The sequence below is a fragment of the Streptococcus oralis genome (assembly GCF_023109195.1).
Classification (GTDB): domain Bacteria; phylum Bacillota; class Bacilli; order Lactobacillales; family Streptococcaceae; genus Streptococcus; species Streptococcus oralis_BV.
Genome location: NZ_JALDUB010000001.1, coordinates 903,852 through 925,003 on the forward strand (window position 1 = coordinate 903,852; position 21,152 = coordinate 925,003).

At 40.1% G+C, this 21,152-nt stretch carries 20 protein-coding genes; 2 read left to right on the forward strand and 18 right to left on the reverse strand.

Going from position 1 to position 21,152, the window contains the following annotated elements; all coding sequences use genetic code 11:
- The first annotated feature begins 71 nt into the window (after window positions 1–71).
- Both M1F65_RS04400 and M1F65_RS04405 read left to right on the forward strand, forming a co-directional pair.
- Complete coding sequence (locus M1F65_RS04400) at window positions 72–524, forward strand: NUDIX hydrolase (protein ID WP_247925547.1); 453 nt, start codon at window positions 72–74, stop codon at window positions 522–524.
- A gap of 58 nt (window positions 525–582) precedes the next feature.
- Window positions 583–882 (forward strand): DUF1827 family protein, encoded by a 300-nt coding sequence (locus M1F65_RS04405; protein ID WP_000767208.1) that lies wholly within the window; start codon window positions 583–585, stop codon window positions 880–882.
- 70 nt (window positions 883–952) lie between these two features.
- Here M1F65_RS04405 and metK read toward each other — a convergent pair whose 3' ends face one another.
- From metK to M1F65_RS04495, 18 genes are all read right to left on the reverse strand, one after another.
- Window positions 953–2,143: a methionine adenosyltransferase gene (gene metK / locus M1F65_RS04410; protein WP_049490311.1), complete on the reverse strand. Its 1,191-nt coding sequence runs from the start codon at window positions 2,141–2,143 to the stop codon at window positions 953–955.
- A 286-nt stretch (window positions 2,144–2,429) separates the two neighbouring features.
- Complete coding sequence (locus tag M1F65_RS04415) at window positions 2,430–3,809, reverse strand: VWA domain-containing protein (RefSeq protein WP_000361432.1); 1,380 nt, start codon at window positions 3,807–3,809, stop codon at window positions 2,430–2,432.
- A 241-nt stretch (window positions 3,810–4,050) separates the two neighbouring features.
- Window positions 4,051–5,394: a DEAD/DEAH box helicase gene (locus M1F65_RS04420; RefSeq protein WP_049485410.1), complete on the reverse strand. Its 1,344-nt coding sequence runs from the start codon at window positions 5,392–5,394 to the stop codon at window positions 4,051–4,053.
- Between the two features lie 131 nt (window positions 5,395–5,525).
- Entirely contained in the window at window positions 5,526–6,341 is an 816-nt protein-coding gene (locus M1F65_RS04425; RefSeq protein WP_049485409.1) for an endonuclease/exonuclease/phosphatase family protein, read from the reverse strand.
- Between the two features lie 51 nt (window positions 6,342–6,392).
- Window positions 6,393–8,579: a PTS transporter subunit IIBC gene (locus M1F65_RS04430; protein WP_247925548.1), complete on the reverse strand. Its 2,187-nt coding sequence runs from the start codon at window positions 8,577–8,579 to the stop codon at window positions 6,393–6,395.
- A gap of 219 nt (window positions 8,580–8,798) precedes the next feature.
- Window positions 8,799–9,725 (reverse strand): permease-like cell division protein FtsX, encoded by a 927-nt coding sequence (gene ftsX, locus M1F65_RS04435; RefSeq protein WP_000625554.1) that lies wholly within the window; start codon window positions 9,723–9,725, stop codon window positions 8,799–8,801.
- Complete coding sequence (ftsE, locus tag M1F65_RS04440) at window positions 9,718–10,410, reverse strand: cell division ATP-binding protein FtsE (protein WP_000022275.1); 693 nt, start codon at window positions 10,408–10,410, stop codon at window positions 9,718–9,720. Before ftsE ends, ftsX begins: the two co-directional genes overlap by 8 nt.
- 17 nt (window positions 10,411–10,427) lie before the next feature.
- A protein-coding gene (gene prfB, locus M1F65_RS04445) for a peptide chain release factor 2 (RefSeq protein WP_239682731.1) occupies window positions 10,428–11,523 on the reverse strand; the annotation gives its coding sequence in 2 pieces (ribosomal slippage) (window positions 10,428–11,450 and window positions 11,452–11,523; 1,095 coding nt in all).
- A 110-nt stretch (window positions 11,524–11,633) separates the two neighbouring features.
- Window positions 11,634–12,290: a CBS domain-containing protein gene (locus M1F65_RS04450; RefSeq protein ID WP_000268645.1), complete on the reverse strand. Its 657-nt coding sequence runs from the start codon at window positions 12,288–12,290 to the stop codon at window positions 11,634–11,636.
- 152 nt (window positions 12,291–12,442) lie between these two features.
- On the reverse strand, window positions 12,443–13,870 hold the full coding sequence (locus tag M1F65_RS04455; RefSeq protein ID WP_049485407.1) for a cytosine permease: 1,428 nt from the start codon (window positions 13,868–13,870) through the stop codon (window positions 12,443–12,445).
- A gap of 1 nt (window position 13,871) precedes the next feature.
- A complete protein-coding gene (locus M1F65_RS04460) occupies window positions 13,872–14,057 on the reverse strand; it encodes a hypothetical protein (RefSeq protein WP_000859104.1) in 186 nt (61 codons plus the stop codon).
- A 1-nt stretch (window position 14,058) separates the two neighbouring features.
- Window positions 14,059–15,837, reverse strand: coding sequence for a phosphotransferase (locus tag M1F65_RS04465; protein ID WP_070838106.1), 1,779 nt, complete (start codon window positions 15,835–15,837; stop codon window positions 14,059–14,061).
- Between the two features lie 354 nt (window positions 15,838–16,191).
- Window positions 16,192–16,902: an ABC transporter ATP-binding protein gene (locus M1F65_RS04470; protein ID WP_000062204.1), complete on the reverse strand. Its 711-nt coding sequence runs from the start codon at window positions 16,900–16,902 to the stop codon at window positions 16,192–16,194.
- Entirely contained in the window at window positions 16,902–17,666 is a 765-nt protein-coding gene (locus tag M1F65_RS04475) for an ABC transporter ATP-binding protein (RefSeq protein ID WP_042902524.1), read from the reverse strand. The genes M1F65_RS04470 and M1F65_RS04475 overlap by 1 nt, the downstream gene beginning before the upstream one ends.
- On the reverse strand, window positions 17,666–18,622 hold the full coding sequence (locus tag M1F65_RS04480; RefSeq protein WP_000856249.1) for a branched-chain amino acid ABC transporter permease: 957 nt from the start codon (window positions 18,620–18,622) through the stop codon (window positions 17,666–17,668). The genes M1F65_RS04475 and M1F65_RS04480 overlap by 1 nt, the downstream gene beginning before the upstream one ends.
- Before the next feature lie 3 nt (window positions 18,623–18,625).
- Window positions 18,626–19,495 (reverse strand): branched-chain amino acid ABC transporter permease, encoded by an 870-nt coding sequence (locus M1F65_RS04485; RefSeq protein ID WP_000941413.1) that lies wholly within the window; start codon window positions 19,493–19,495, stop codon window positions 18,626–18,628.
- Between the two features lie 119 nt (window positions 19,496–19,614).
- Window positions 19,615–20,775, reverse strand: a complete 1,161-nt coding sequence (locus tag M1F65_RS04490) for an ABC transporter substrate-binding protein (RefSeq protein WP_042902525.1) — start codon at window positions 20,773–20,775, stop codon at window positions 19,615–19,617.
- Between the two features lie 87 nt (window positions 20,776–20,862).
- Window positions 20,863–21,132 carry a YlbG family protein gene (locus M1F65_RS04495; protein WP_042902526.1) on the reverse strand — a complete coding sequence of 90 codons (270 nt, stop codon included), beginning with the start codon at window positions 21,130–21,132 and terminating at the stop codon, window positions 20,863–20,865.
- Window positions 21,133–21,152 lie beyond the last annotated feature (20 nt).

Genomic DNA, 21,152 nt, shown 5'->3' on the forward strand with positions numbered 1-21,152 from the left:
GTAAAACCTTGACAGCTAGCCCCTCGTCCATTATGATAATAATAAAGATACTAGAGAATGAGGAAAATGCAATGGAAAACCCCACTTTTGGTGAAAAAAAAGAGAATGTAACCTACCAGCCCCGCTATGGTGTGTACGCAGTTATTCCGGATGCGGAGAAAAAACAAATTGTCTTAGTCCAAGCTCCCAATGGTGCTTGGTTCTTGCCAGGTGGAGAGATTGAAACAGGCGAAGATCATCAAGAAGCACTGAAGAGAGAACTAATCGAAGAACTTGGCTTTACAGCTGAAATCGGAACCTATTATGGACAAGCTGATGAGTATTTTTACTCTCGCCACCGTGATACCTACTACTACAATCCAGCTTATCTCTACGAAGCCACTTCTTTCCAAAAAGTACAAAAACCATTGGAAGATTTTAATCATATTGCTTGGTTCCCTATTGACGAGGCTATTGAAAAGCTCAAACGTGGTAGCCATAAATGGGGAATTGAAGCTTGGAAAATCCAGCATGGAATTGGCTAAAATACACGATTTTATCCAAAAAGTGCTATAATAGAGTTAGAAAATCGGAGGAACTGTTATGAAGCTTATCAACACGACTAATTCACACTCGCAACTTGTTAAAAGCCAATTAGAAAGCACAGACGCAACTCTTGTCGAGGTCTATTCTGCTGGAAACACAGATGTAGTTTTCACACAAGCCCCGCTTCACTATGAAATCCTCATTTCCAACAAACACCGAGCTATTCGTGAACCTGAAATCGAAACCATCCAAGACTTCTTCTTGAAACGTAAAATCGATAAAGGAAGCATTGATGAAGCCAATATCAAGACGCTTTATTCAGATAAATTGATTGAGATTTCAATCCCTGTAAAATAAGAAAACCAGCCAAAAGCTGGTTTTCTTTTGCAAAAAAGATTGGTAGTGCACAACTACCAATCTTTTAGTTTTATTTCACAGCTTCTTTTAAAGCATCTACCTTATCCAGATGTTCCCATGGAAGGTCAATATCTGTACGTCCCATGTGTCCATAAGCCGCTGTTTGACGGTAAATTGGGCGTTTGAGATCCAGCATTTGGATAATTCCTGCAGGACGAAGGTCAAAGATTTGACGCGCTGCTTTTTCAAGCTTGCTTTCAGCTGCTGTTCCTGTACCAAAAGTATCGATACGAACAGAAACAGGTTGCGCTACCCCAATAGCGTAGGCTAATTGTACTTCTGCCTTCTTAGCAAGGCCTGCTGCAACGATGTTCTTGGCAATGTAGCGAGCTGCATAAGAGGCTGAACGGTCCACCTTCGTCGCATCCTTACCTGAGAAGGCACCACCACCATGACGAGAGTAGCCACCATAGGTATCCACGATAATCTTACGACCAGTCAAACCTGAGTCTCCTTGAGGTCCACCGATTACAAAACGACCAGTTGGATTGATGAAGAATTTGGTTTGCTCATCCAAGTAAGAAGCTGGGATTACCTCTTTGATGACCTTGCTAATCACATCATTGTGAATTTGTTCATTGCTAACTTCTGGGTCGTGCTGAGTTGAAATAACGACTGTATCCACACGTACTGGACAATCATTTTCATCATACTCAACTGTAACTTGTGATTTTGCGTCTGGGCGAAGATAGCTGATTTCACCAGACTTACGAAGTTCTGCCAAGCGACGAACCAGTTTGTGGCTGAGTGAAATTGGCAATGGCATGAGTTCTTCTGTCTCATCCACTGCAAATCCAAACATGAGACCTTGGTCACCAGCACCAATCAAGTCAAGCGGATCTTGATCTGCACTTCCACGGACTTCCAAGGCTTCGTTAACACCTTGGGCGATATCCGGCGACTGCTCAACAAGCGATGGATGAACTCCAACTGTTTCCGCAGAAAAACCATATTCTGCATTCGTATAACCAATCTCTGCAATGGTATCACGAACCACACGGTTGATATCCACATAGGCATTTGTAGAAATTTCACCAAAAACATGGACAGAACCAGTGTATACAGCTGTCTCAGCAGCAACGTGCGCCTCTGGATCCTTTGCTAAAATAGCATCCAAAATCGCATCTGAAATTTGGTCTGCAATCTTATCCGGATGCCCCTCAGATACAGATTCAGACGTGAATAATTTACGTTCTGACATAAAAATGTCCCCCCTTAAAAAATATTGTTATAGAGTTACAAAGTACTGATAGAAATTTCTACCATCTTATCGGGACTATATAACCTTATCATTATACCACTTTTTACTTTTTTTTGCAGTATTTTCTCGAAATCGAAAAAAGAACCTTACGGCTCTTTTCTCATCATAAAAATTCGGCTTGTACTCCATAATACAGAAGATTATACCTATGCTAATCTGCATACTTTGTTTACAAACTACCTATTTTTTTATCACAATGTTCTTACAAACAATCTTCCAGTTAGGCTTACTGTTCCTTAGACTTTCTATTGCTTACAGTTAAGCCAAGTCCAGCCATTAGGAGGCCAAGTCCTACAATACCATAGTTCGCTGTATCATTACTTCCTGTATCAGGGAGTTTCGCCACTTCTTTTTTATAAGCTGTAGCTACTGGAACTGTGGTAGTTGGAGTCGCACTTCCTGTCTGAGCAACAGGTAGTGTTGTACGACGTTCTAGGTAAAATTGGTAATTATCTTTCGTTACCTTGTAATTGTGTCCTTCAGTCACAGTTTCAACAATCCATGTAGTTGCATCCTTAGTTAAAGAATCAGCCAAGTTACGATTAATATTCATTAATCGACCTTCAGATACAAAATCTTTATAGCTAATATCGGTCCCTGTCGAAGTTGCAACAATTCTTTCGATTTTTGCGGCTTTCAAAGACGCAAGAGTATTCGCCATCGTTGGAATTGAAGGATCCTCCTTCATTGGAGCATCTGTCAACAATACGACAAACTTTTTATTTTTAGGTGACTTAGACCAGTCGTAGGTTGAAACAATTTGTGTAAGAGTAGGTGTAGATGTTTCAGGGAAGTCTCCACCATGTGCAAGCTTAATGCCTGCTAAGGCTTTTTCAAGCTCAGCTGGGTCAGAGGTAAAATAAGATTCATTAAATTTTGTTAAAATTGTACCCTCATCTGCTAATCCACCTATACGTCCATATACTTCATCACTAAAGGTAGCTAATCCAAAACGTGCTGCTACTCCATCTTTAGCAAGATTTCTTGCAAACTCATTGATATTGTTACGGACAGTGTCAATAGTTCGAGACATAGATGCTGAACGGTCAACAACAAAAACGATATCGGCAGAGTTAGATTTTGAAATCGTTCTTGTCGCTTTCTTGATTTCGACTGTAGTTGTTTTATCAACACGTTCATATTGGGTATAAGAATTTCCATCTTCATCTTTCCCACTCACTGTACTCTCAGTTGTTTCAGTCTTTGGAGCAGGAAGTTCTTCACTTTTTACAGGTGCCACTTCTGTCTTTGTGACTTCAACTGTTGCAGTTTCTTCATGAATCTTTTGATCACCTTCTTGGCGTTCTTTCACGTCAATAGGTGAAACCTTCTTAGAAACATCAACAAGTTCTCCAGGTTTTGCATCTGATTGGTTAACGACTGGTTTCGCCTCATCAGCTTTAATTTCTGCTACAGCAGCTTCGACTGCCGATTTATTTGCTTCGGTTTTCTTTACTGTTTCAGCTGAAGTAGATGCCGGTTGTGTTGTTTCATCTGCAGACACTTGTCCGACCTGAGCAAAAGCAAACAAAATTGCTACAGAAGCCAACCCAACTTTCATTTTACGGAATGAAAAACGTTGTTGTTTCATAAATGATTTATCCATAGAAGTCCCCTTTTCTTTTCACGGATCAAATGATATAATCCGATTGTTTTATAGTATGATAACACAATTTTGTATAGTTTTCAATTTTTTTCCTTATGATTTCAATAAAATATTGCTCTAAAAAAGGTTTTAAAGCAATTACTGTTTTATAAATCAAATTATTTAAAATATATAATTATTATCTCCTTTGAATATTTCCGGAAATAAAAACACAGTAGAATCAGGTGATTCTACTGTGTTTTTAAAACGTTTGGCGTTTGGCTTTTCGCTCGGCACGGCCACGAGCACGATTTTCAGCACGCTTGGTTTTGCGGCGTTTTTCATCCACCGCCCATTGAATCTTCTTCTTATAACCTGGTTTGACTTTTTTCTTTTTCTTTTTGACCAAGCCAATCATTTCAATATCAAGCTTATCCTGCTTCTTTTCACGGTTGGCACGACGATCACGGTCATAGGTATCTTGAAACTCTCCGTCTTTGACCATCTTAGGAGTAAACTTGATCCCTAATTTCTCCAACTCACGGATATCCGAGTCATCACTAGGCTGGTAAAGGGTAATAGCTGTACCAGGAAGACCATTGCGTCCAGTACGTCCAACACGGTGAACAAAGAAGGACAAGTCTTGCGGAATGGCATCATTGATAACATGGCTGACCCCTTCAATATCAATTCCACGCGCTGCCAAGTCCGTTGCGACAATGTACTCAAAATCCAGATTTTTCACCTGGTTCATGATCCGCTTGCGTTCACGAGGAGCAATATCTCCATGAATCTTAGCTACCTTCAATCCTTGAGCAGTCAAGTAGGCATGTAACTCATCAGCACGCGTTTTTGTGTTAACAAAGATCATTGCTAAATAAGGCTGCATCAACTGAGTAAGCTGGTAAATTTGAGCATTTTTGTCGCGGCCCTTGGTCGAAATCAACCAGTTATCAATCGTATCTGAGATAACTGTTTTAGTCTTGATTTTTTCCATGACAGGATTTGACAAGTATTTTTTCAAGAACGGTTGTAATTTTTGTGGAATAGTTGCTGAAAAGACCATGAATTGCAAGTCTTTTGGAAGGCTTCCTGCAATCTTATCAACGGTTTCCAAGAATCCCATATCCAAGGTCATATCGGCTTCATCAATTACAAATGTCTTAGCCTTGTAAATAGCTAAATCACCAGATTTGACCAAGTCATAGATGCGACCTGGCGTTCCGATAACGATATGTGGTTGGTTGCTGGCAAGTTTTTCAATCTGACGTGCCTTATCCGTACCACCCACATAATTAACCACACGAACTTCGACATCTGAGTGAGCTGCAATCTGACGAGCTGCTTGGTAGATTTGAGTGGCCAACTCACGACTTGGTGCAGTAATGACTGCTTGCACACTATCGCTAGTTTCATCTAATTGCTGGAAAATGGGTAACAAGAAAGTATGAGTCTTTCCTGAACCAGTTTTTGACTCGCCCACCAAGTCACGACCTGCCAGTACAATAGGAATTAATTTTTCTTGTACCTCTGTTGGAGTTGAGAATTTCAACTCCTCCAAGGCTTCTGCTATATAATTTTTAAATTGAAATTTCTTAAATGACATACTATCCTCGATTCTATCCTTTCAATTATACCACATTTTGTCCTATTGCAGTAGTCCCATTTGAGTCTCAGTCCTGTAGTAAAGATCCAAGTAACTTAAAAGGTTGGAACCTCTGATTCCAACCTCTTTCATTATTTCCAGGTCAATACAGCATTCAAACCATAATGATCACTGACTTGTGGACTATTCTGCCCATCAAAAACTACTTGTAAACTCTCTACTTCTAACTCTTTGGTCGTAAAGACGTAGTCGATTCGTAGTGGTTCAGTATTGCCTTTCCAGCCATCAATTTCTGGTGGAACGGTATAGCTACCACTTCTTTCTTTCGCAACTTCAAACGCGTCTTGTAATCCTAATGGGCTAGCTAAAATCGCTTGATAGCCTTCCTGACCAGCTGGATTATTAAAATCACCCGCTAAAATTAGAGGTTTCTTCAACTCTTTTAGTACAGCCTCAAATCGTGCCCATTCTTCTTGGAAACCTTTATCCCACCAAGAGAGATGAACGCTTGCAAGAGCAAGTTCCTTACCTTCAACCTCTGTCTCAGCCAAGGCAACGCGACGAGTATGGTAGTCCGTTGGATCATCTACATCTGATACTAAAATCTCACGCGCCTTAATAGGTGTTTTGGATAAGATGGCTACGCCTTCATGGTAGCGGTCATAGCCAATATGATTGTAAGCCCAAGTCCAGTAGTAGTTTTTCCCTTTCTCAGACAATTTTTCAACCAGAAGTCGGACATAGTGGTCCTGATGAATGGGTTCTGCTGATGGTAAAGCTTGATAGTGATTGTTAACCTCTACCTCAGGCGAAGTCATTTCTTGATTGATTTCTTGGAAACAAATCAAATCATAATCCTTATCAAGAATGTCTTGGAATAAGATTTGGAATTTTTCCTCTGCTTCCTTCTCCATCCAACTGTGGGTATTGAGTGTTAGAAATTTCATGCTTTTCTCCTAAAACAAGAGGTTGGAAAACAGCTTCCAACCCCAAGTATATTACAATTCTACTTTAGCAACTGCTGTTTTAGCTGCAAGAGAACCTGTTTGTTCTAATTTAACTGATTTGAGGACATCACCATTTGTGAAGACAACCACTGTTGATGTTTTGCGTCCTGCTTCTCGAATAGCATCCAAGTCAGCTGTGACAAGAAGGTCACCAGCGGCCACTTTTTGTCCTTCAGAGACATGAACAGTAAATGGTTTTCCTTCAAGACTTACTGTATCCAAACCAATATGAACAAGCACTTCAAGACCTGAGTCAGTGACAAGACCAAGAGCGTGTTTTGTTGGGAAGATACTTGATACAGTACCAGTAACTGGAGATACAATGTTACCATTTGCTGGCTCTACTGCAAATCCATCACCCATCATTTTTTGAGCAAAAACTGGATCTTCCACTTGTTCTAAAGCAACAACTTGACCGTCAGCTACTGAGTAAACTTCTTCAGTTACACCTTTGTAGTGTACAGTATTTTGTTGAGTTTCTGTCATTTGGCTTGGAAGAGTTTCAGGAATTACTTCACCTGAGTCAAGGATATCTTGGATATCAGATTTCAATACGTCAGCTTTTGGTCCGTAGATAGCTTGGACACCTTGTCCTTTCATGACAAGACCCATAGCTCCTTCTGCTTTCCATTGTTCCTCAGTACCAACGCGATCTGCGTCTTTAACAGTTACACGAAGACGAGTCATACATGCATCCACATCTACGATATTTGCACGACCACCAAGAAGGTTAATGATGTTTACGGCTTGAGAAGCTGCTGCAACTTTTGGAGTTCCAGGAGCTGCTTCTTCTGATGTTCCTTCAGCTGTTTCGTAGTTTCCGTTACGTCCTGGAGTTGCGTAGTTGAATTTCTTGATCATGAAGTTGGCAATGAAGTACATGATAACCGCAAAGAGAACAGTTACCCAGATAAAGTTAACGATATCCATACCAATACCAGCATTAATTGCCAATGGTGTACGAGTCAAGAATTCAATTGAACCAAATGAGTGGACACGAAGGTGAACAATATCTGCCATAGCAAAGGCAGCACCTTGAACTAGTGAGTATACAAGGTAAAGAGGAGTTGCGATGAACATGAACATGTACTCGATTGGTTCAGTAACCCCTGTCAAGAATGTTGCAAGAGCTGTCGCAATCATCATACCCTTGTATTGGTGTTTCTTGTCAGCATCAACATTGCGGTAGATAGCAACGATGACACCCATCAAGATACCAAATGAACCGATCATTTGTCCAACTTTGAAACGAGCTGGAGTGACTGTTGTAAGAAGGTGTTGGTATTGGTCAGCATTTGAACCTTTAAGGTTAACAAGGTCAGTTACCCATGCAAGCCAAAGTGGATCTTGACCGAATACTTGTGTTCCTTTTGCTGCACCAGTTAACACTTCGTATGTTCCACCAAGAGCAGTATAGTTCATTGGGATTGTCAACATGTGGTGAAGACCGAATGGCAAGAGCAAACGTTCCAAAGTACCATACAAGAATGGTGCAAGGACTGGAGCAGTTTCTTGTGAGTTGGCAATCCAAATACCAAAGTTGTTGATACCTGTTTGAACTACTGGCCAAAAGGCAGCAAGTACAATCGCTGCAATAGTTGAACGAAGAATAACGACGAATGGTACGAAACGTTTACCATTGAAAAATGAAAGGGCATCAGGAAGTTTACGGAAGTTGTAGTATTTGTTATAAGCTGTTGCTCCAACAAAACCAGAGATAATCCCTACGAAAACCCCCATGTTAAGCGCTGGTGCCTCAAGAACGCTGATAAAGTAGTCAGCAACCTTGATTGAACCACCAAAGAAGGTAGTAACCATTGCTTCAGGGTTTTTCAACATATCACCTGTAACACCGAAGATAGTACCTGTAATACGGTTAATCAAGATAAAGGCAAGTCCGGCTGCAAATGCACCACCTGCACGTTCTTTTGCCCAGCTTCCCCCAATAGCAAGGGCAAACAAGATATGAAGGTTACCGATAACCCCCCAACCAATTTGCTCAAGGATTCCACCTGTAATCACTAGAGGAGCAAGGTTTGGGTCGATCATCACGATTGATTTACCGATTGAGATCATCAATCCCGCCGCTGGCATAACGGCGATAACCACCATTAAAGCCTTACCGAATTTTTGCCAAAATTCGAAAGACAAGACATTTTTGAATGTAGCTTTCATCATTCAAATCTCCTTTATTTTATTTAGGCAAACGTTTTACGAAAACGTTTGCATTTGGTTATGTATTAATTATACCACTTTTATTTTTTTTGTAAAGGCTTTTATAAAAAAATTGTCTATTTTTTTTAATTTTTAAAAAGGAAAAAGAGAAGTTTACGAAAACTTCTCTTTTAAAAATGTATTATTTTTCTGATTTGTTCTGCAATTTGCATTTAAATCCAACTAGATCTTCAAGAATCGACGCATCGAAATCCCCGAACCAATTGAACCAATGAAAATTCCAATTATAAATAATAGGACTGTCATCAAAGGAATAAACACATCTGGTGTAATCATTGACAAGTTTTGACCTACCAAGGATTTATTGACCGATTGATAAACCATATTGTAAACAAAGAAAACAAGGACAGAAGGAATCGCTGCACCAAGCAAGCCAATAAAAGCACCTTCTAGCAAGAATGGACCACGGATGTAGCCATTTCTCGCTCCTACCAGACGCATAATCTGAATCTCACGACTACGTGAAATAATAGTGATACGAATGGTATTGGAAATGAGGAAGACTGCGATAAAAATCAAGAGCCCTGCAATAACCAATCCCCAAACACGGATAAAGGAAGCCAGTTCAAAAAGTCGTTGAGTGTTGGCTCCACCATCTTGAACCTCTGATACTCCCTCAATTTTCTTAGCTTCTTCAGCTACCGTTTTAACATCACTCGGAGAATTTGTATCAACGATATAAGCATCATAGAGAGGGTTTGCATCCCCTTCAAAGACCTTCCAATCGTCACCCATTGTTTCCGTTAGTTTTTCGTACTGTTCTTCTTTACTTGAGAAGGTAACACTCTTAACAGCAGGTATAGCTTTCAAAGCATCATAAACCTTGTGGTAGTCATTATTGGTAACTGTCTGACCTTCTTTTTCAATCGTTTCACTGTTATCAGCTACATCCTTACGAATGTATACCATGACCCGAACGTTGTTTTCAATATCGGTAGCCAGTTTTGCTGTATTAAAAATTACAGATGCAAACAGGGCAACGAGGGTCAAGGTAATCATAACCGAACTCACTGCTGCTACTGTCATCCAGCCATTTCGTTTTAAACTTTTTAATGATTCAAATAAATGGCGAAAAAATCTACTAATCATCGTATCCATATTCTCCTTTAGCTTCGTCACGAACGACACGGCCATTTTCAATGGCAATGACACGGTGGCGCAAGGTGTTTACAATCTGGCTATTATGGGTAGCCATCAATACTGTAGTACCTTGGAGATTGATGCGTTCCAACAGATTCATAATTTCCCATGAATTATCCGGGTCCAAGTTTCCTGTTGGCTCATCGGCAATCAATACTTTAGGATTGTTGACAATCGCACGAGCAATCGCAATCCGTTGCTGCTCTCCACCTGAGAGTTCATTAGGGAAAGAGCGAACCTTATGTTTCAAACCAACCAGGTCCAATACTTCCATAACACGTTTTTTGATATTACGACGGCTCTCACCAATTACTTCCATTGCATAGGCAATATTCTCATAAACGGTCTTTTTAGGCAAAAGTTTGTAATCCTGAAAGACTACCCCTACACTACGACGTAGAAGCGGGACATCTTTCTTCTTAATTTTAACTAAATTAAATCCTGCAACTGTTAGGCTTCCTTTTTCAATCTTTACTTCTCGATATAAAGCTCGAATAAAGGTTGACTTACCTGCTCCAGAAGGTCCTACGATATAGGCAAACTCTCCTGGTTCAATGGTAACAGATACACCACGCAGGGCAGTCGTTCCATTGTCATACTTTTTGACAACATCTCTCATTTCAATGATTGACATATGAGTTCCTTTCTATCTTAGCTGATTCGCCACTTGAGGTAGGCATCGATAAAACCATCAAGGTCTCCATCCATCACCTTATCTACCTGAGCAACTTCAAAGCTTGTACGGTGATCTTTTACCATAGTATAAGGCGTGAAAACATATGAACGGATTTGGCTTCCCCAAGTGATTTCTTTTTTCTCACCTTTAAGGGAATCGACTTCCGCAGCTTTCTTTTCTTGCTCCATTTGATAGAGCTTAGCCTGCAACATCTTCATGGCACGATCTCTATTTCCATACTGGGTACGATCGACCGTTGATTGGACGACAGTTCCCGTAGGAATGTGTGTCAAACGCACACCTGTTGAAACCTTATTGACGTTCTGTCCACCAGCACCACCTGAACGGAAGGTATCCATTTTGATATCATCTTCACGAATCTCCACTTCGATGGTATCATCCAACTCAGGCATAACCTCTACGGATGTAAAGGAAGTATGGCGACGTTTGGCAGAGTCAAATGGCGAAATACGGACCAAACGGTGAACACCCATTTCTGATTTAAGTAGGCCGTATGCATTGGGTCCTTCAAAAGACAAGGTCACAGACTTGATACCTGCTTCATCACCAGCCTGGTAATCCAAGACTTCTACTTTAAAGCCTTTGGCATTTCCATAACGAGTATACATACGAAGCAACATATCGCCCCAGTCCTGTGCCTCAGTACCACCAGATCCTGGATGGATTTCCAAGATTGCATTATTATGGTCATAAGGTTCTGACAAGAGAAGGGTCATCTCGTAGCTGGTCATCATCTTATCCAGTTCTGTCAACTGTTCGACCAGTTCATCATGGACTGACTCGTCTTCTGCTAAAAAGTCCAATAAAATCTCAACTTCATCCTGCAACTCTTCCATTTTACGGAAGGTGTTGTAGGTGTTTTTTAATTCATTTAATTCTTGCGACGTTTTTTGGGCCGCGATATTATCGTTCCAAAAATCAGGTTCTGTCATCTTGTTTTCCAAGATGGCAATCTCTTCCTCTAAGCCTTCGAGGTCAAAGAGACCCCCTAAAAGAAGATAATTTTTCACGATTTGCGTCAATTTTTTGACGAATTTCTGAAATGTCCATAGATACTCCTTTTCATATCGTTTTATTATACCATAATCTCTCATTTCTTTCCATATTTTGCTTTTCACCGCTTTTGATGGCAGAAGAAAAGAGGCTCTAAAGCCTCTTGTTTAAAGGACTTTGGCAGAGGTATGAGTGATTTCCTCCACTTGAATTCCTTCTTTTTCAAACTTATCCTTTAATGAAGTCAAATCGATTTTTCCATCAATTTGAACCTCGATGACGACCTTGCCATCCTTACGTGGAATGTTAACAGTATGGGAAATATTTAAATCCTCTTCTACAATTAGAGCTACAATTTTTCCCAGCACTCCGACTTCATTTTCTGTAATGAAACGAACACGAATTCCCTCTTCTCCGTATCCGGCGATTTCCAAGAAAGCCTGAAAAACATCGCGGTCTGTAATGACACCGTAGACCTGATGATTGTCTACGACTGGTAATATCCCAATTTTATTTTTCAGCATCAGGTAGGTCGCATCTTCTAAACTAGCATAGCCAGAAACCGTCACGACATCTCGAATCATTACATCTTTTACTTTGGTTTTATTCAGAAGATAATTCATCTCATAGATAGAGAGACTGGTTGCTTTAGATGGGCTGGCTTCCGCAATGGTTCCTTCTGTTACCAATCCGACTAATTGATCGTTTTCGATAACAGGTAAACGGTGCAAACCTTGCTCGCGCATCAAATCTGCTGCATGTGCTACAGTCGTATCTGGACTGATATAAACTACCTTACGGGTCATGAAATCTTTAACTGCCATGAGACTTCTCCTTCTATATTACTACTTTTATTATACACTTTCTTAGAAAATCTATCAAACGCTTTCATCTCTTTTTCAAGATTTTGAATAATCTGAGAAGTTTGCATAAAATGCCAGTGTAATTTAAAAGGGAACCGAAGTCCCCTCTATTCTTAAATCGTAACAGTGTCTCGATCTTTTATCATATAACGTTTCAGTGGGCTAAGACTAGCTAGCCAGTATAGTAGACCACCAAATAGCGCAGTAAATCCGCTACCAGTTGTGATTAAAAAGATTGGACTTTGAATTTGTGCAGTTACAGGGTTGTAGACAAAAAGTACCGCTACCAATAAGGAGATAAATACGCAAGACAAGCCAACTAAGTTAAATCCTTTAGTAAATTCGTATGCGTCATGCCCTTCAAGGAAATAGGCTGAACGCAAGTCGAGTTTTCGTTTTCTTAAGATAAAATAGTCGACAACAATCATACCAATAATTGGCCCCTGAATATAGGCAGCTAGGGAGATGAAGGATCCGAAATACTCTTCTACTCCTCCCCAGATAGTGAGTAGACTCACGTAAACCATGGCAATCCAAACCATTAGTTTATAGCTTACTTTGGGCATCCCACTTTTGACAATCATACAGTTCACGTATGATCCAGTCCCCTGAGTTCCAATATTAGCAAAGGCTACTAGTAGTAGACTTAAGAGAGCAAAGGCTGGGGTGCTTAGAGTTGATAGCATGGTTGTTGGATCACTTTCATACACACCTGTTTTGACAAACATGGCTAGAGCCATGACTCCACCTGTAGCAACGAAGAATGGAGCCACAACTCCGTATGATAAGGCTGTAGCCCAATAACCACTGCGTTCTGTTTTTGCTAAACGCGGTAAAACCAATGCCTGTGTAGACCAAGAGAAAGCAAAGGCAACATTTCCTTCTCCAGAGAGCATGAAGCGTTCTAATGGCGTCAAATCTCCTTGAGTGGCTGGTTGGATATTCATAATATCCGTTATAGGAACGGCGACAAAGCAGATTCCAACGATAATCAGACCGACAATCAATAAGGCGATAACCAAGAAGCGATTGGTCCATTTAATCACTTCCGGGCCTCCAAGAGCAATGAGAGTCCCAAGAAGAACACAGAGGGTACCAAGAATAGGCGCCCATACTCCCTTGTCCAAACCAAGACCAAAATTATTTGCCAAATGGATCATGGAACTGGCAAAAAGATTGGCCGCAACAGCATACCATCCAAAGTTAGCCAAGCTAATAATGGTTGATAACAGGGCTACACCTCTTTTTCCTAGAACGGCTCTCAACCAAATCCACAAATCAATTCCATACTTAACCGCAAATAAAATAGGAAGACATTCAATAAAGACCCAGATAATGTTAAAGCTAAAAATATTTATCAACATTTGATTAAAGGTCAAATATTGAGCTACATAAGCCCCTTGGGTATAACACCAAGTAGCAATGGCAAAACCACTTGTCGATAGAAAGAGATCCCAAAAAGAATACTGACGATCCTTATTGGTCATGGGAACAATTCCGGTTATGGTTTCTTGTTGGATATAGTCATTCATTTTAGACATGTTATTGAATTCCTCCCGTCATTGCTAAGATAATCAAAACAAGGTTGATTAGGACTATGGAGATGATTAAAATGAAATCACTTTTTAGGAAGGGTTGAACAAACTCGTAGTTTGGTGACTCCATTTCTTCCAATCTTCTCTTTGTTTCAGTTGCTACTAATTCTTCAATTTCAGATGTCGTTTTCATCTCAGTTCTCCTCCAAATACAAGTCAAGGGCCAGTTGTCCATATTGTTTGGTATAGCGATACCAGATGTAGAGAAACTCACCGACTGGTTTTCCGACACTCTCCTGGAACAAAGCCCACAAGAACCAATAATATGAGGTCACTGCTACATAAGCCAAGTAGTGACGTTTGGTTTTCTTATCTGGTACTTCTTGTAGATACAATTCCAGTACTTTTTCAGCATCCTCTACGGTATAATTAGAACACGCGATAAAGGTCCCCAAATCTCCTGCTGGCTCTCCCATTCCAGAATATTCCCAATCAATCAAGCTCATTTCGCCTGCTTCATTCAACAAAAAATTAGGACTATAGGAATCTCCATGACAAAGAACAACCTGTTTCGGATCATTCTGTAAATAATTTTTGAGAAGTGAAACAGTTTCATCCAATTCCTCGAGGCCATCAAATTCAAATCGATTTCTAGCTTTCAATTTTTCTCTAAAATCAATAATTCCCTCAAACTGGGCAAAGGAATGTTCCGTTTTTTCTCCAGATTGGTGTAACCGTCTCAAGAGGTCCATTGCTTGTGCCACATCATCCCAATTATTATAATCCAGTTGCTTAGCATTGGGAATAAATTCTGAAATTTTCCAGCCCTCATGCTTGTTCATAGCTACGAAGGTACGGTCAATCTTTAATTTTGTAGCAATTTCCATAGAAGCTGCTTCACTAGCTCGGTCGATATAATTTTCCGTTCCCCTGCCCGGATGACGGTAAACATATCTTTTTCCTAGACAGTCAAATGAAAATGATGTGTTGGTTAACCCATCTTTTAGAGGTTTGATATTGACAATATCTGAAGCCACACACTTTAATGTCTTACAGATATTATCGATAATAGCTGAATCTGCATTTACCAAATAACGTTCATCAAATTGACGGAGTTCATCTAGAGAGTCGAATTCTTTAACAATATCCGCTGAATAGTGACGGGCTTCTAAAAGGAGTTCCTTGACATGCCGACTATAGTAATCCTCCCAAAGCTGTTCCCGATAAGGTTCGTGCTTAAACTCGTTTTCTAAAATTTCCTTGAATTTCTCACTAAATGCACGGTCGAAATAAACGTGCCCCACCATAGCCCAAGTATTTTCTCCACCAATCTGGATATCAATGATGGTGTTATTCGAATCCTCTATAGCACAATATTCGTCCGTTTGACCTTCTGCAAATATCGTCGAGTAGTAACCTCTATAAATATATTGCTCAAAAGGATTTTCCACAAAATAATTATCTGATGAACAAATATAAGTGTTGGAAAGTTGATTTTTAACCAACATAAGAGACGAACAGTTATTATATTTGTAGTAATCATTATTTACTACAATTTTTATACCAAACTTCTCTGCAAGATAGAACATTTTTTCTTGTAAGTAGCCTACAGTAACGGTTATATCTTCTATTCCTGCTTCTTGCAGCTGTCTGATTTCCCTCTCTATCAAGCGTTCCCCCTTGACTTGAAGCAATCCTTTGGGAATCTCATAAGACAAAGGAGCAAAACGGCTACTCATGCCAGCAGCCATTATAATGGCATTTTTTACTCGATAGGGGTCTAAAACTTTCTGACCTAGTTCAGTTAAGTGAAGCTCCTCATCAACCCACTTCTCTTCTTTCAGTTTTTTCAATAATGTGTTGATTGTTCCTAAAGATAGGTCTAACTCTTCAGCTAACTGTCGCTGAGTAAATGTCTTTTCTTTATGTATCAACATAAAACGCAAAAGTTTAAATTGTTTTTCTGTTACCATTCTCAGTCCTCCTGTTCAATTTTCTCTTACTCATATTATAATATGAACAAAAAGGACTGTCAATTCAAATAGGAAAACAATGAGTAAAAATTAAGGCCTTCTTCCCTTTCCTCAAAAAACATATAAATAAAAGAGCTCCTTATTCTGGAGCCCTGAAATATTTTATATTTTTGATAAGTAGTCGTATTAGGTGTCGCTTGGCTGCAATCCTTATCCGCCAACTAAAAAGGTCCCCCGGACTATAGAGGGATTGCGTGCGCAATCTCCATCCACAACCTAAACTAGTCTCCCAGACCAAAGGAGAATCGCTTGCGCAATCCTTATCCGCCGACTAAAACAATCCACTGGATTGTTTTAGCCACCTAGGTATGCTTTTCTGACTTCATCGGATGCTGCGAGTTCTTTTCCTGTTCCTGATAGGACGATCTTGCCTGTTTCAAGTACATAACCTCGGTCAGAGATAGCAAGGGCCTTGTTAGCGTTCTGTTCAATTAGGAGAACCGTTGTTCCTTGCTTCTGAATATCTTGAATGATATCAAAAATTTCTTGGATAAAGATCGGGGCAAGTCCCATTGACGGCTCATCCAAGAGAAGGAGCTTAGGTGTAGACATGAGAGCGCGTCCCATAGCAAGCATCTGCTGTTCACCACCTGAAAGAGTTGCTGCATCTTGGTTTTTGCGTTCTTCCAGACGAGGGAAACGTGAAAAGACTTTTTTCAAGTTGGCTTGATTTTCTTCACGATTTTTCTTTAAAAAGGCTCCCATTTCTAAGTTTTCCATAACAGTCAAACCTGGGAAAACATGGCGTCCTTCAGGAACTTGTGAAAGACCACCTGCCACGATTTTTTGCGCTGGCAACTTTTGAATCTCTTTTCCCAAAAACTCAATTTTACCAGCACTTGGACGAACCAAACCTGAAAGGGTACGAAGAATGGTTGTTTTACCGGCACCATTGGCACCGATAAGGGAAACAACTTCACCTTCATTAACCTCGAAACTTACATCACGAACTGCTTGGATCATACCGTAATGCACAGAGAGGTTTTCAACTTTTAACATAGACATTAGGCTTCACCTCCTAGATAAGCTTCAATAACGCGTTTGTTGTTCTTGATCTCATCCGGAGTCCCATGAGCAATCAACCGACCATATTCAAGAACATAGATACGCTCAGTGACTTCCATAACCAAATTCATGTCATGTTCGATAAGCATGATGGTAATTTTAAATTCATCTTTGATACGACGGATCAATTCTGTCAATTCAGCTGTTTCTTGTGGATTCATACCAGCTGCAGGTTCATCCAAAAAGAGAATTTTAGGTTCAGTTGCCAGAGCACGAACGATTTCTAATCGACGTTGTTGACCATAGGCCAGATTCTTGGCAAGAGTATTTGCGTCGCCATCCAAATCAAAAATCTTCAGCAAGTCCAAAGCTTTGCTTTTTAATTCTTCCTCGTTCTTATAAAAAGCTGGTAGGCGTAGGAAGCTCGCAAGGACATGTTGTTTATGATGATTGCTAAATGCAATCAAAACATTTTCCAAAACTGTCAAGTCCTTGAACAAACGAATATTTTGGAAAGTACGACTGAGACCAAGTGAGGCAATCTTATAGGGAGTTTTCCCATTTAGGAGATGTCCATCTAGTGTCACAGTACCTTCGCTTGGTTCATAAACGCCGGTCAAGAGATTGAAAAGGGTTGTTTTACCAGCCCCGTTTGGTCCAATCAGACCAACCAATTCTCCCTCGTTCAATTCAAGAGTGACATCTCCAACAGCTGTTAGACCGCCAAAATGTTTGGTTAACTGTTTAACTTCAAGTAATGCCATTAGTTTTGTCCCTCCTTCTTCGATTTTTTAAAGAAACGTGATAGACTCAATTCCCATGTCCCAAGAAGTCCACCTGGTCTGAAAATCATGACCAATACAAGAGCCAAAGCGTAGATGATCATACGTACGCTAGCTACATCTTGAAGGAGCATATTTAAAATTCCTAAAACAATCGCTGAAACGATGGTACCAGTAATCGATCCAAGTCCACCAAATACAACGATAATCAACACGTTGATGGAATTAATAAAAGTGTAATCTTTTGGGACGACAGAACCGATAAAACCAGCCTGAAGTGAACCAGCAATACTTGCTGTAATAGCACCAAAGACAAAAGCGATAATCTTGATCTTTGTAGTGTTTACCCCAACGGATTCTGCAGCAATCTCATCTTCACGAACAGATAGAGTAGAGCGTCCAATTGGACTACGTAAGAAGTTGAGAGTTGCAATAGTTGTAATCACTACAAATAGATAAACCATTTGCCAGTTGGTAAAGTTTGGAATACCCAAGATACCAGCAGCACCGTTGGTCAAACTGCCACCATTAATGATAAAGATACGAATGATTTCTGAAACACCTAGTGTCGCAACAGCCAGGTAGTCACCCTTCAAACGGAGTGTTGGGATCCCAACGAGCAAAGCGACTGCACCAGAAATCAAGGCACCCAAAACCATTGCTCCAAAGAAGGCACCATAGGTTGGTGATTTTGAACCAATAATCGCTGCTGCATAAGCCCCAATCGCCATAAAACCTGCATGACCGAGTGAAAATTGTCCTGAAAAACCAACGATTAAGTTCAAACCTACTGCAAGGATGATATTAATCCCAATTTGTTCTAAAATTTGTACATGGAATAGATTGAGAACACCAGCAGAAACCAGTACACTAATCAATCCATAACCCGCTAACAGAAGGAATAACCAGAGAATATTTATTTTAAGATTTGTCTTCATTGTTTACACCTTCTCTTTCACATTCTTACCAAGGATACCTGCAGGTCGAACAATCAGAATCAAAAGCAAGATTCCATACACGATAGCATCACGGAAATCAGACATACCAAAGGCAGTAGCAAATGTTTCCAACAAGCCAATCACAAATCCTCCTAGAGCTGCACCAGGAATAATCCCGATACCACCGAGTACGGCCGCAACGAATGATTTTAGACCTGGAGTCACACCCATCAAAGGTTCAAGAGAGTTGTAGTAAAGGGCAATGAGGACTCCTGCTGCACCAGCAAGGGCTGAACCCAAAGCAAAGGTAAAGCTGATTGTACGATTTACATTAATTCCCATCAATTGAGCTGCGTCACTATCAACTGATACCGCACGCATGGCTTTCCCCATTTTTGTTTTTTGGACGATCAATTGCAATAAAACCATCAAGAGTACAGAAACTGCTAAAATCATCAATTGAACATTTGTCAAGCTAATTGGTCCCAAGTCAAAGCGGACTGTTTCAATTGCTTGAGGGAAGGCACGAGTATTGGCGCCCACTAGATAAACCATTCCGTATTCCAGTAGGAAAGACACTCCGATGGCAGTAATCAATACAGCAATACGTGTAGAGTGTCGTAAAGGACGGTAGGCAAGAAACTCAATCACAACACCAAGTAGTGCGGTTCCTGCCATTGAAATAATTAAAGCTAAAAAGAAATCCATTTGGAAAGAATTAATCAAAAAGTAACCAATAAAGGCACCCATCATGTAAATATCACCGTGGGCGAAGTTGATGAGTTTGATAATTCCATAAACCATGGTATAACCCAGAGCCAAAAGTGCATAAACACTACCCAGAATTAGACCATTCACAAGTTGTTGGAGCATAGCATTCACTCTTTTCTATCGTTATTTTTTAGAAAATTTCATTATTTTCACAAGTTCATAAACACCGAAACAGGGAGTGAGTCAAAGGCTCATTCCCCATTTCAATTACTATTCTAATGTTATGGTTTTACAACTTCTGCTTCTTCAACTTTACCATTGTTCATGGTCATCATGTAAGCAGTTTTCACTGTATTGTGGTCAGCATCAAAGCTTGTTTGACCAGTTACACCATCAAAATCTTTGGTTTTAGCAAGGTTGTCCTTGATCTCACTTGAGTTTTTAGCACCTTTTGCAGCATTTGCTACTAGGTAAACTGAGTCATAGGCTAAAGCTGAGAATGTTGAAGGCTCTTCGTTGTATTTAGCACGGTATGCTTCAAGGAAAGCTTTAGCTTTTGCAGAAACGTCAACTGTAGTTGAGAATCCTGAGATGAAGTAAATGTTTGATGCTCTTTCAGCAGTTGCTTGTTGAACAAATTCTTCACCGTTGAATCCATCACCACCAACGATTGGTTTATCAATTCCCATACCACGAGCTTGGTTTACAATTTTACCAGCTTCTGTGTAGTAACCTGGAACAACGATAGCGTCAAACTCTTTCCCTTTCATTTTAGTAAGGGCTGCTTGGAAGTCAGTATCACCTGCTACAAAAGTTTCATCTGCTACAATCTCACCCTTGTAGGCTTCGCGGAAAGATTTAGCAATACCTTTAGCATAGTCACTAGCATTGTCAGTATATAGAACAACCTTCTTAGCATTCAATTTGTTTGTTACATAGTTAGAGATAATCTTCCCTTGGAAGCTATCCTGGAATGTTCCGATAAATAGGTAATCTTGACCTTTAGTCAAACCGTCTTGAGTAGCACTTGGTGAAATCAATGGCACTCCAGCTTTAGTAGCGTTAGCTACAGCTGCAGCAGTTGCACCAGATGTCGCAGGTCCTACAATAGCTGCCACTTTTGATTGGGTAACAAGGTTTGTTGTAACAGAAGCTGCTTCAGCAGTTTCTGACTTGTTGTCTTTGTCTACAACTTCGATTTGTTTCCCATCAATTCCACCTGCAGCATTGATTTCGTCTACGGCAAGTTGGGCACCTTTTTGTTCAGCTGTACCGTAAGCTGCCACAGCACCTGTCTCTTCAAAGTTAAAACCGATTTTAATTGTTTTTTCGTCTACTGGATTTCCAGTTGTGTTTGACGCTCCTGACTTGACCTCTCCACAGGCAGCAAGAAGAGCCACACTAGCAAGAGCCACAAAAGATAGGGCAAATTTTTTCTTCATTTTTAATCTCCTTATAGTTGTTTCAAAAATTGTATGTTAAGAATATACCGAATTATCAGAAAATTGTCAATGTATTTGTTCAATTTTTTAAATGATAACGTTTTCTTCGGTCCGATAGAGATTCCCAACGAAGGGAGTTTCTAGCTCTTGAATATGGCAACGTCTAATTTTCTTGATATATCTTTCCTTACCTAATCTCTCAACTAAGTCATCTAGCTCCTCAGTTGGAACATAGAGCTGTAAGTAACGATGTTTTTTGGAATGGTAACAGATATCACCGTATTCCTGAAGTTTTTTTGCGTCTCGATTATAGTAGAGATAGATGATTAATCCTGATCGATTTGTTTTTTCAAACATGAGGGATCCTCTTTCTAAGA

Coding starts and splice junctions, on each gene's coding strand:
- M1F65_RS04480 (WP_000856249.1), bottom strand. CDS start 18,622: ATGAAGACAAATCTTAAAATAAATATTCTCTGGTTATTCCTTCTGTTA.
- M1F65_RS04485 (WP_000941413.1), bottom strand. CDS start 19,495: ATGCTCCAACAACTTGTGAATGGTCTAATTCTGGGTAGTGTTTATGCA.
- M1F65_RS04475 (WP_042902524.1), bottom strand. CDS start 17,666: ATGGCATTACTTGAAGTTAAACAGTTAACCAAACATTTTGGCGGTCTA.
- M1F65_RS04415 (WP_000361432.1), bottom strand. CDS start 3,809: ATGGATAAATCATTTATGAAACAACAACGTTTTTCATTCCGTAAAATG.
- M1F65_RS04465 (WP_070838106.1), bottom strand. CDS start 15,837: ATGGTAACAGAAAAACAATTTAAACTTTTGCGTTTTATGTTGATACAT.
- M1F65_RS04425 (WP_049485409.1), bottom strand. CDS start 6,341: ATGAAATTTCTAACACTCAATACCCACAGTTGGATGGAGAAGGAAGCA.
- M1F65_RS04405 (WP_000767208.1), top strand. CDS start 583: ATGAAGCTTATCAACACGACTAATTCACACTCGCAACTTGTTAAAAGC.
- M1F65_RS04400 (WP_247925547.1), top strand. CDS start 72: ATGGAAAACCCCACTTTTGGTGAAAAAAAAGAGAATGTAACCTACCAG.
- M1F65_RS04460 (WP_000859104.1), bottom strand. CDS start 14,057: ATGAAAACGACATCTGAAATTGAAGAATTAGTAGCAACTGAAACAAAG.
- M1F65_RS04490 (WP_042902525.1), bottom strand. CDS start 20,775: ATGAAGAAAAAATTTGCCCTATCTTTTGTGGCTCTTGCTAGTGTGGCT.
- M1F65_RS04495 (WP_042902526.1), bottom strand. CDS start 21,132: ATGTTTGAAAAAACAAATCGATCAGGATTAATCATCTATCTCTACTAT.
- M1F65_RS04450 (WP_000268645.1), bottom strand. CDS start 12,290: ATGGCAGTTAAAGATTTCATGACCCGTAAGGTAGTTTATATCAGTCCA.
- M1F65_RS04430 (WP_247925548.1), bottom strand. CDS start 8,579: ATGATGAAAGCTACATTCAAAAATGTCTTGTCTTTCGAATTTTGGCAA.
- metK (WP_049490311.1), bottom strand. CDS start 2,143: ATGTCAGAACGTAAATTATTCACGTCTGAATCTGTATCTGAGGGGCAT.
- M1F65_RS04455 (WP_049485407.1), bottom strand. CDS start 13,870: ATGTCTAAAATGAATGACTATATCCAACAAGAAACCATAACCGGAATT.
- ftsX (WP_000625554.1), bottom strand. CDS start 9,725: ATGATTAGTAGATTTTTTCGCCATTTATTTGAATCATTAAAAAGTTTA.
- ftsE (WP_000022275.1), bottom strand. CDS start 10,410: ATGTCAATCATTGAAATGAGAGATGTTGTCAAAAAGTATGACAATGGA.
- M1F65_RS04470 (WP_000062204.1), bottom strand. CDS start 16,902: ATGTCTATGTTAAAAGTTGAAAACCTCTCTGTGCATTACGGTATGATC.
- M1F65_RS04420 (WP_049485410.1), bottom strand. CDS start 5,394: ATGTCATTTAAGAAATTTCAATTTAAAAATTATATAGCAGAAGCCTTG.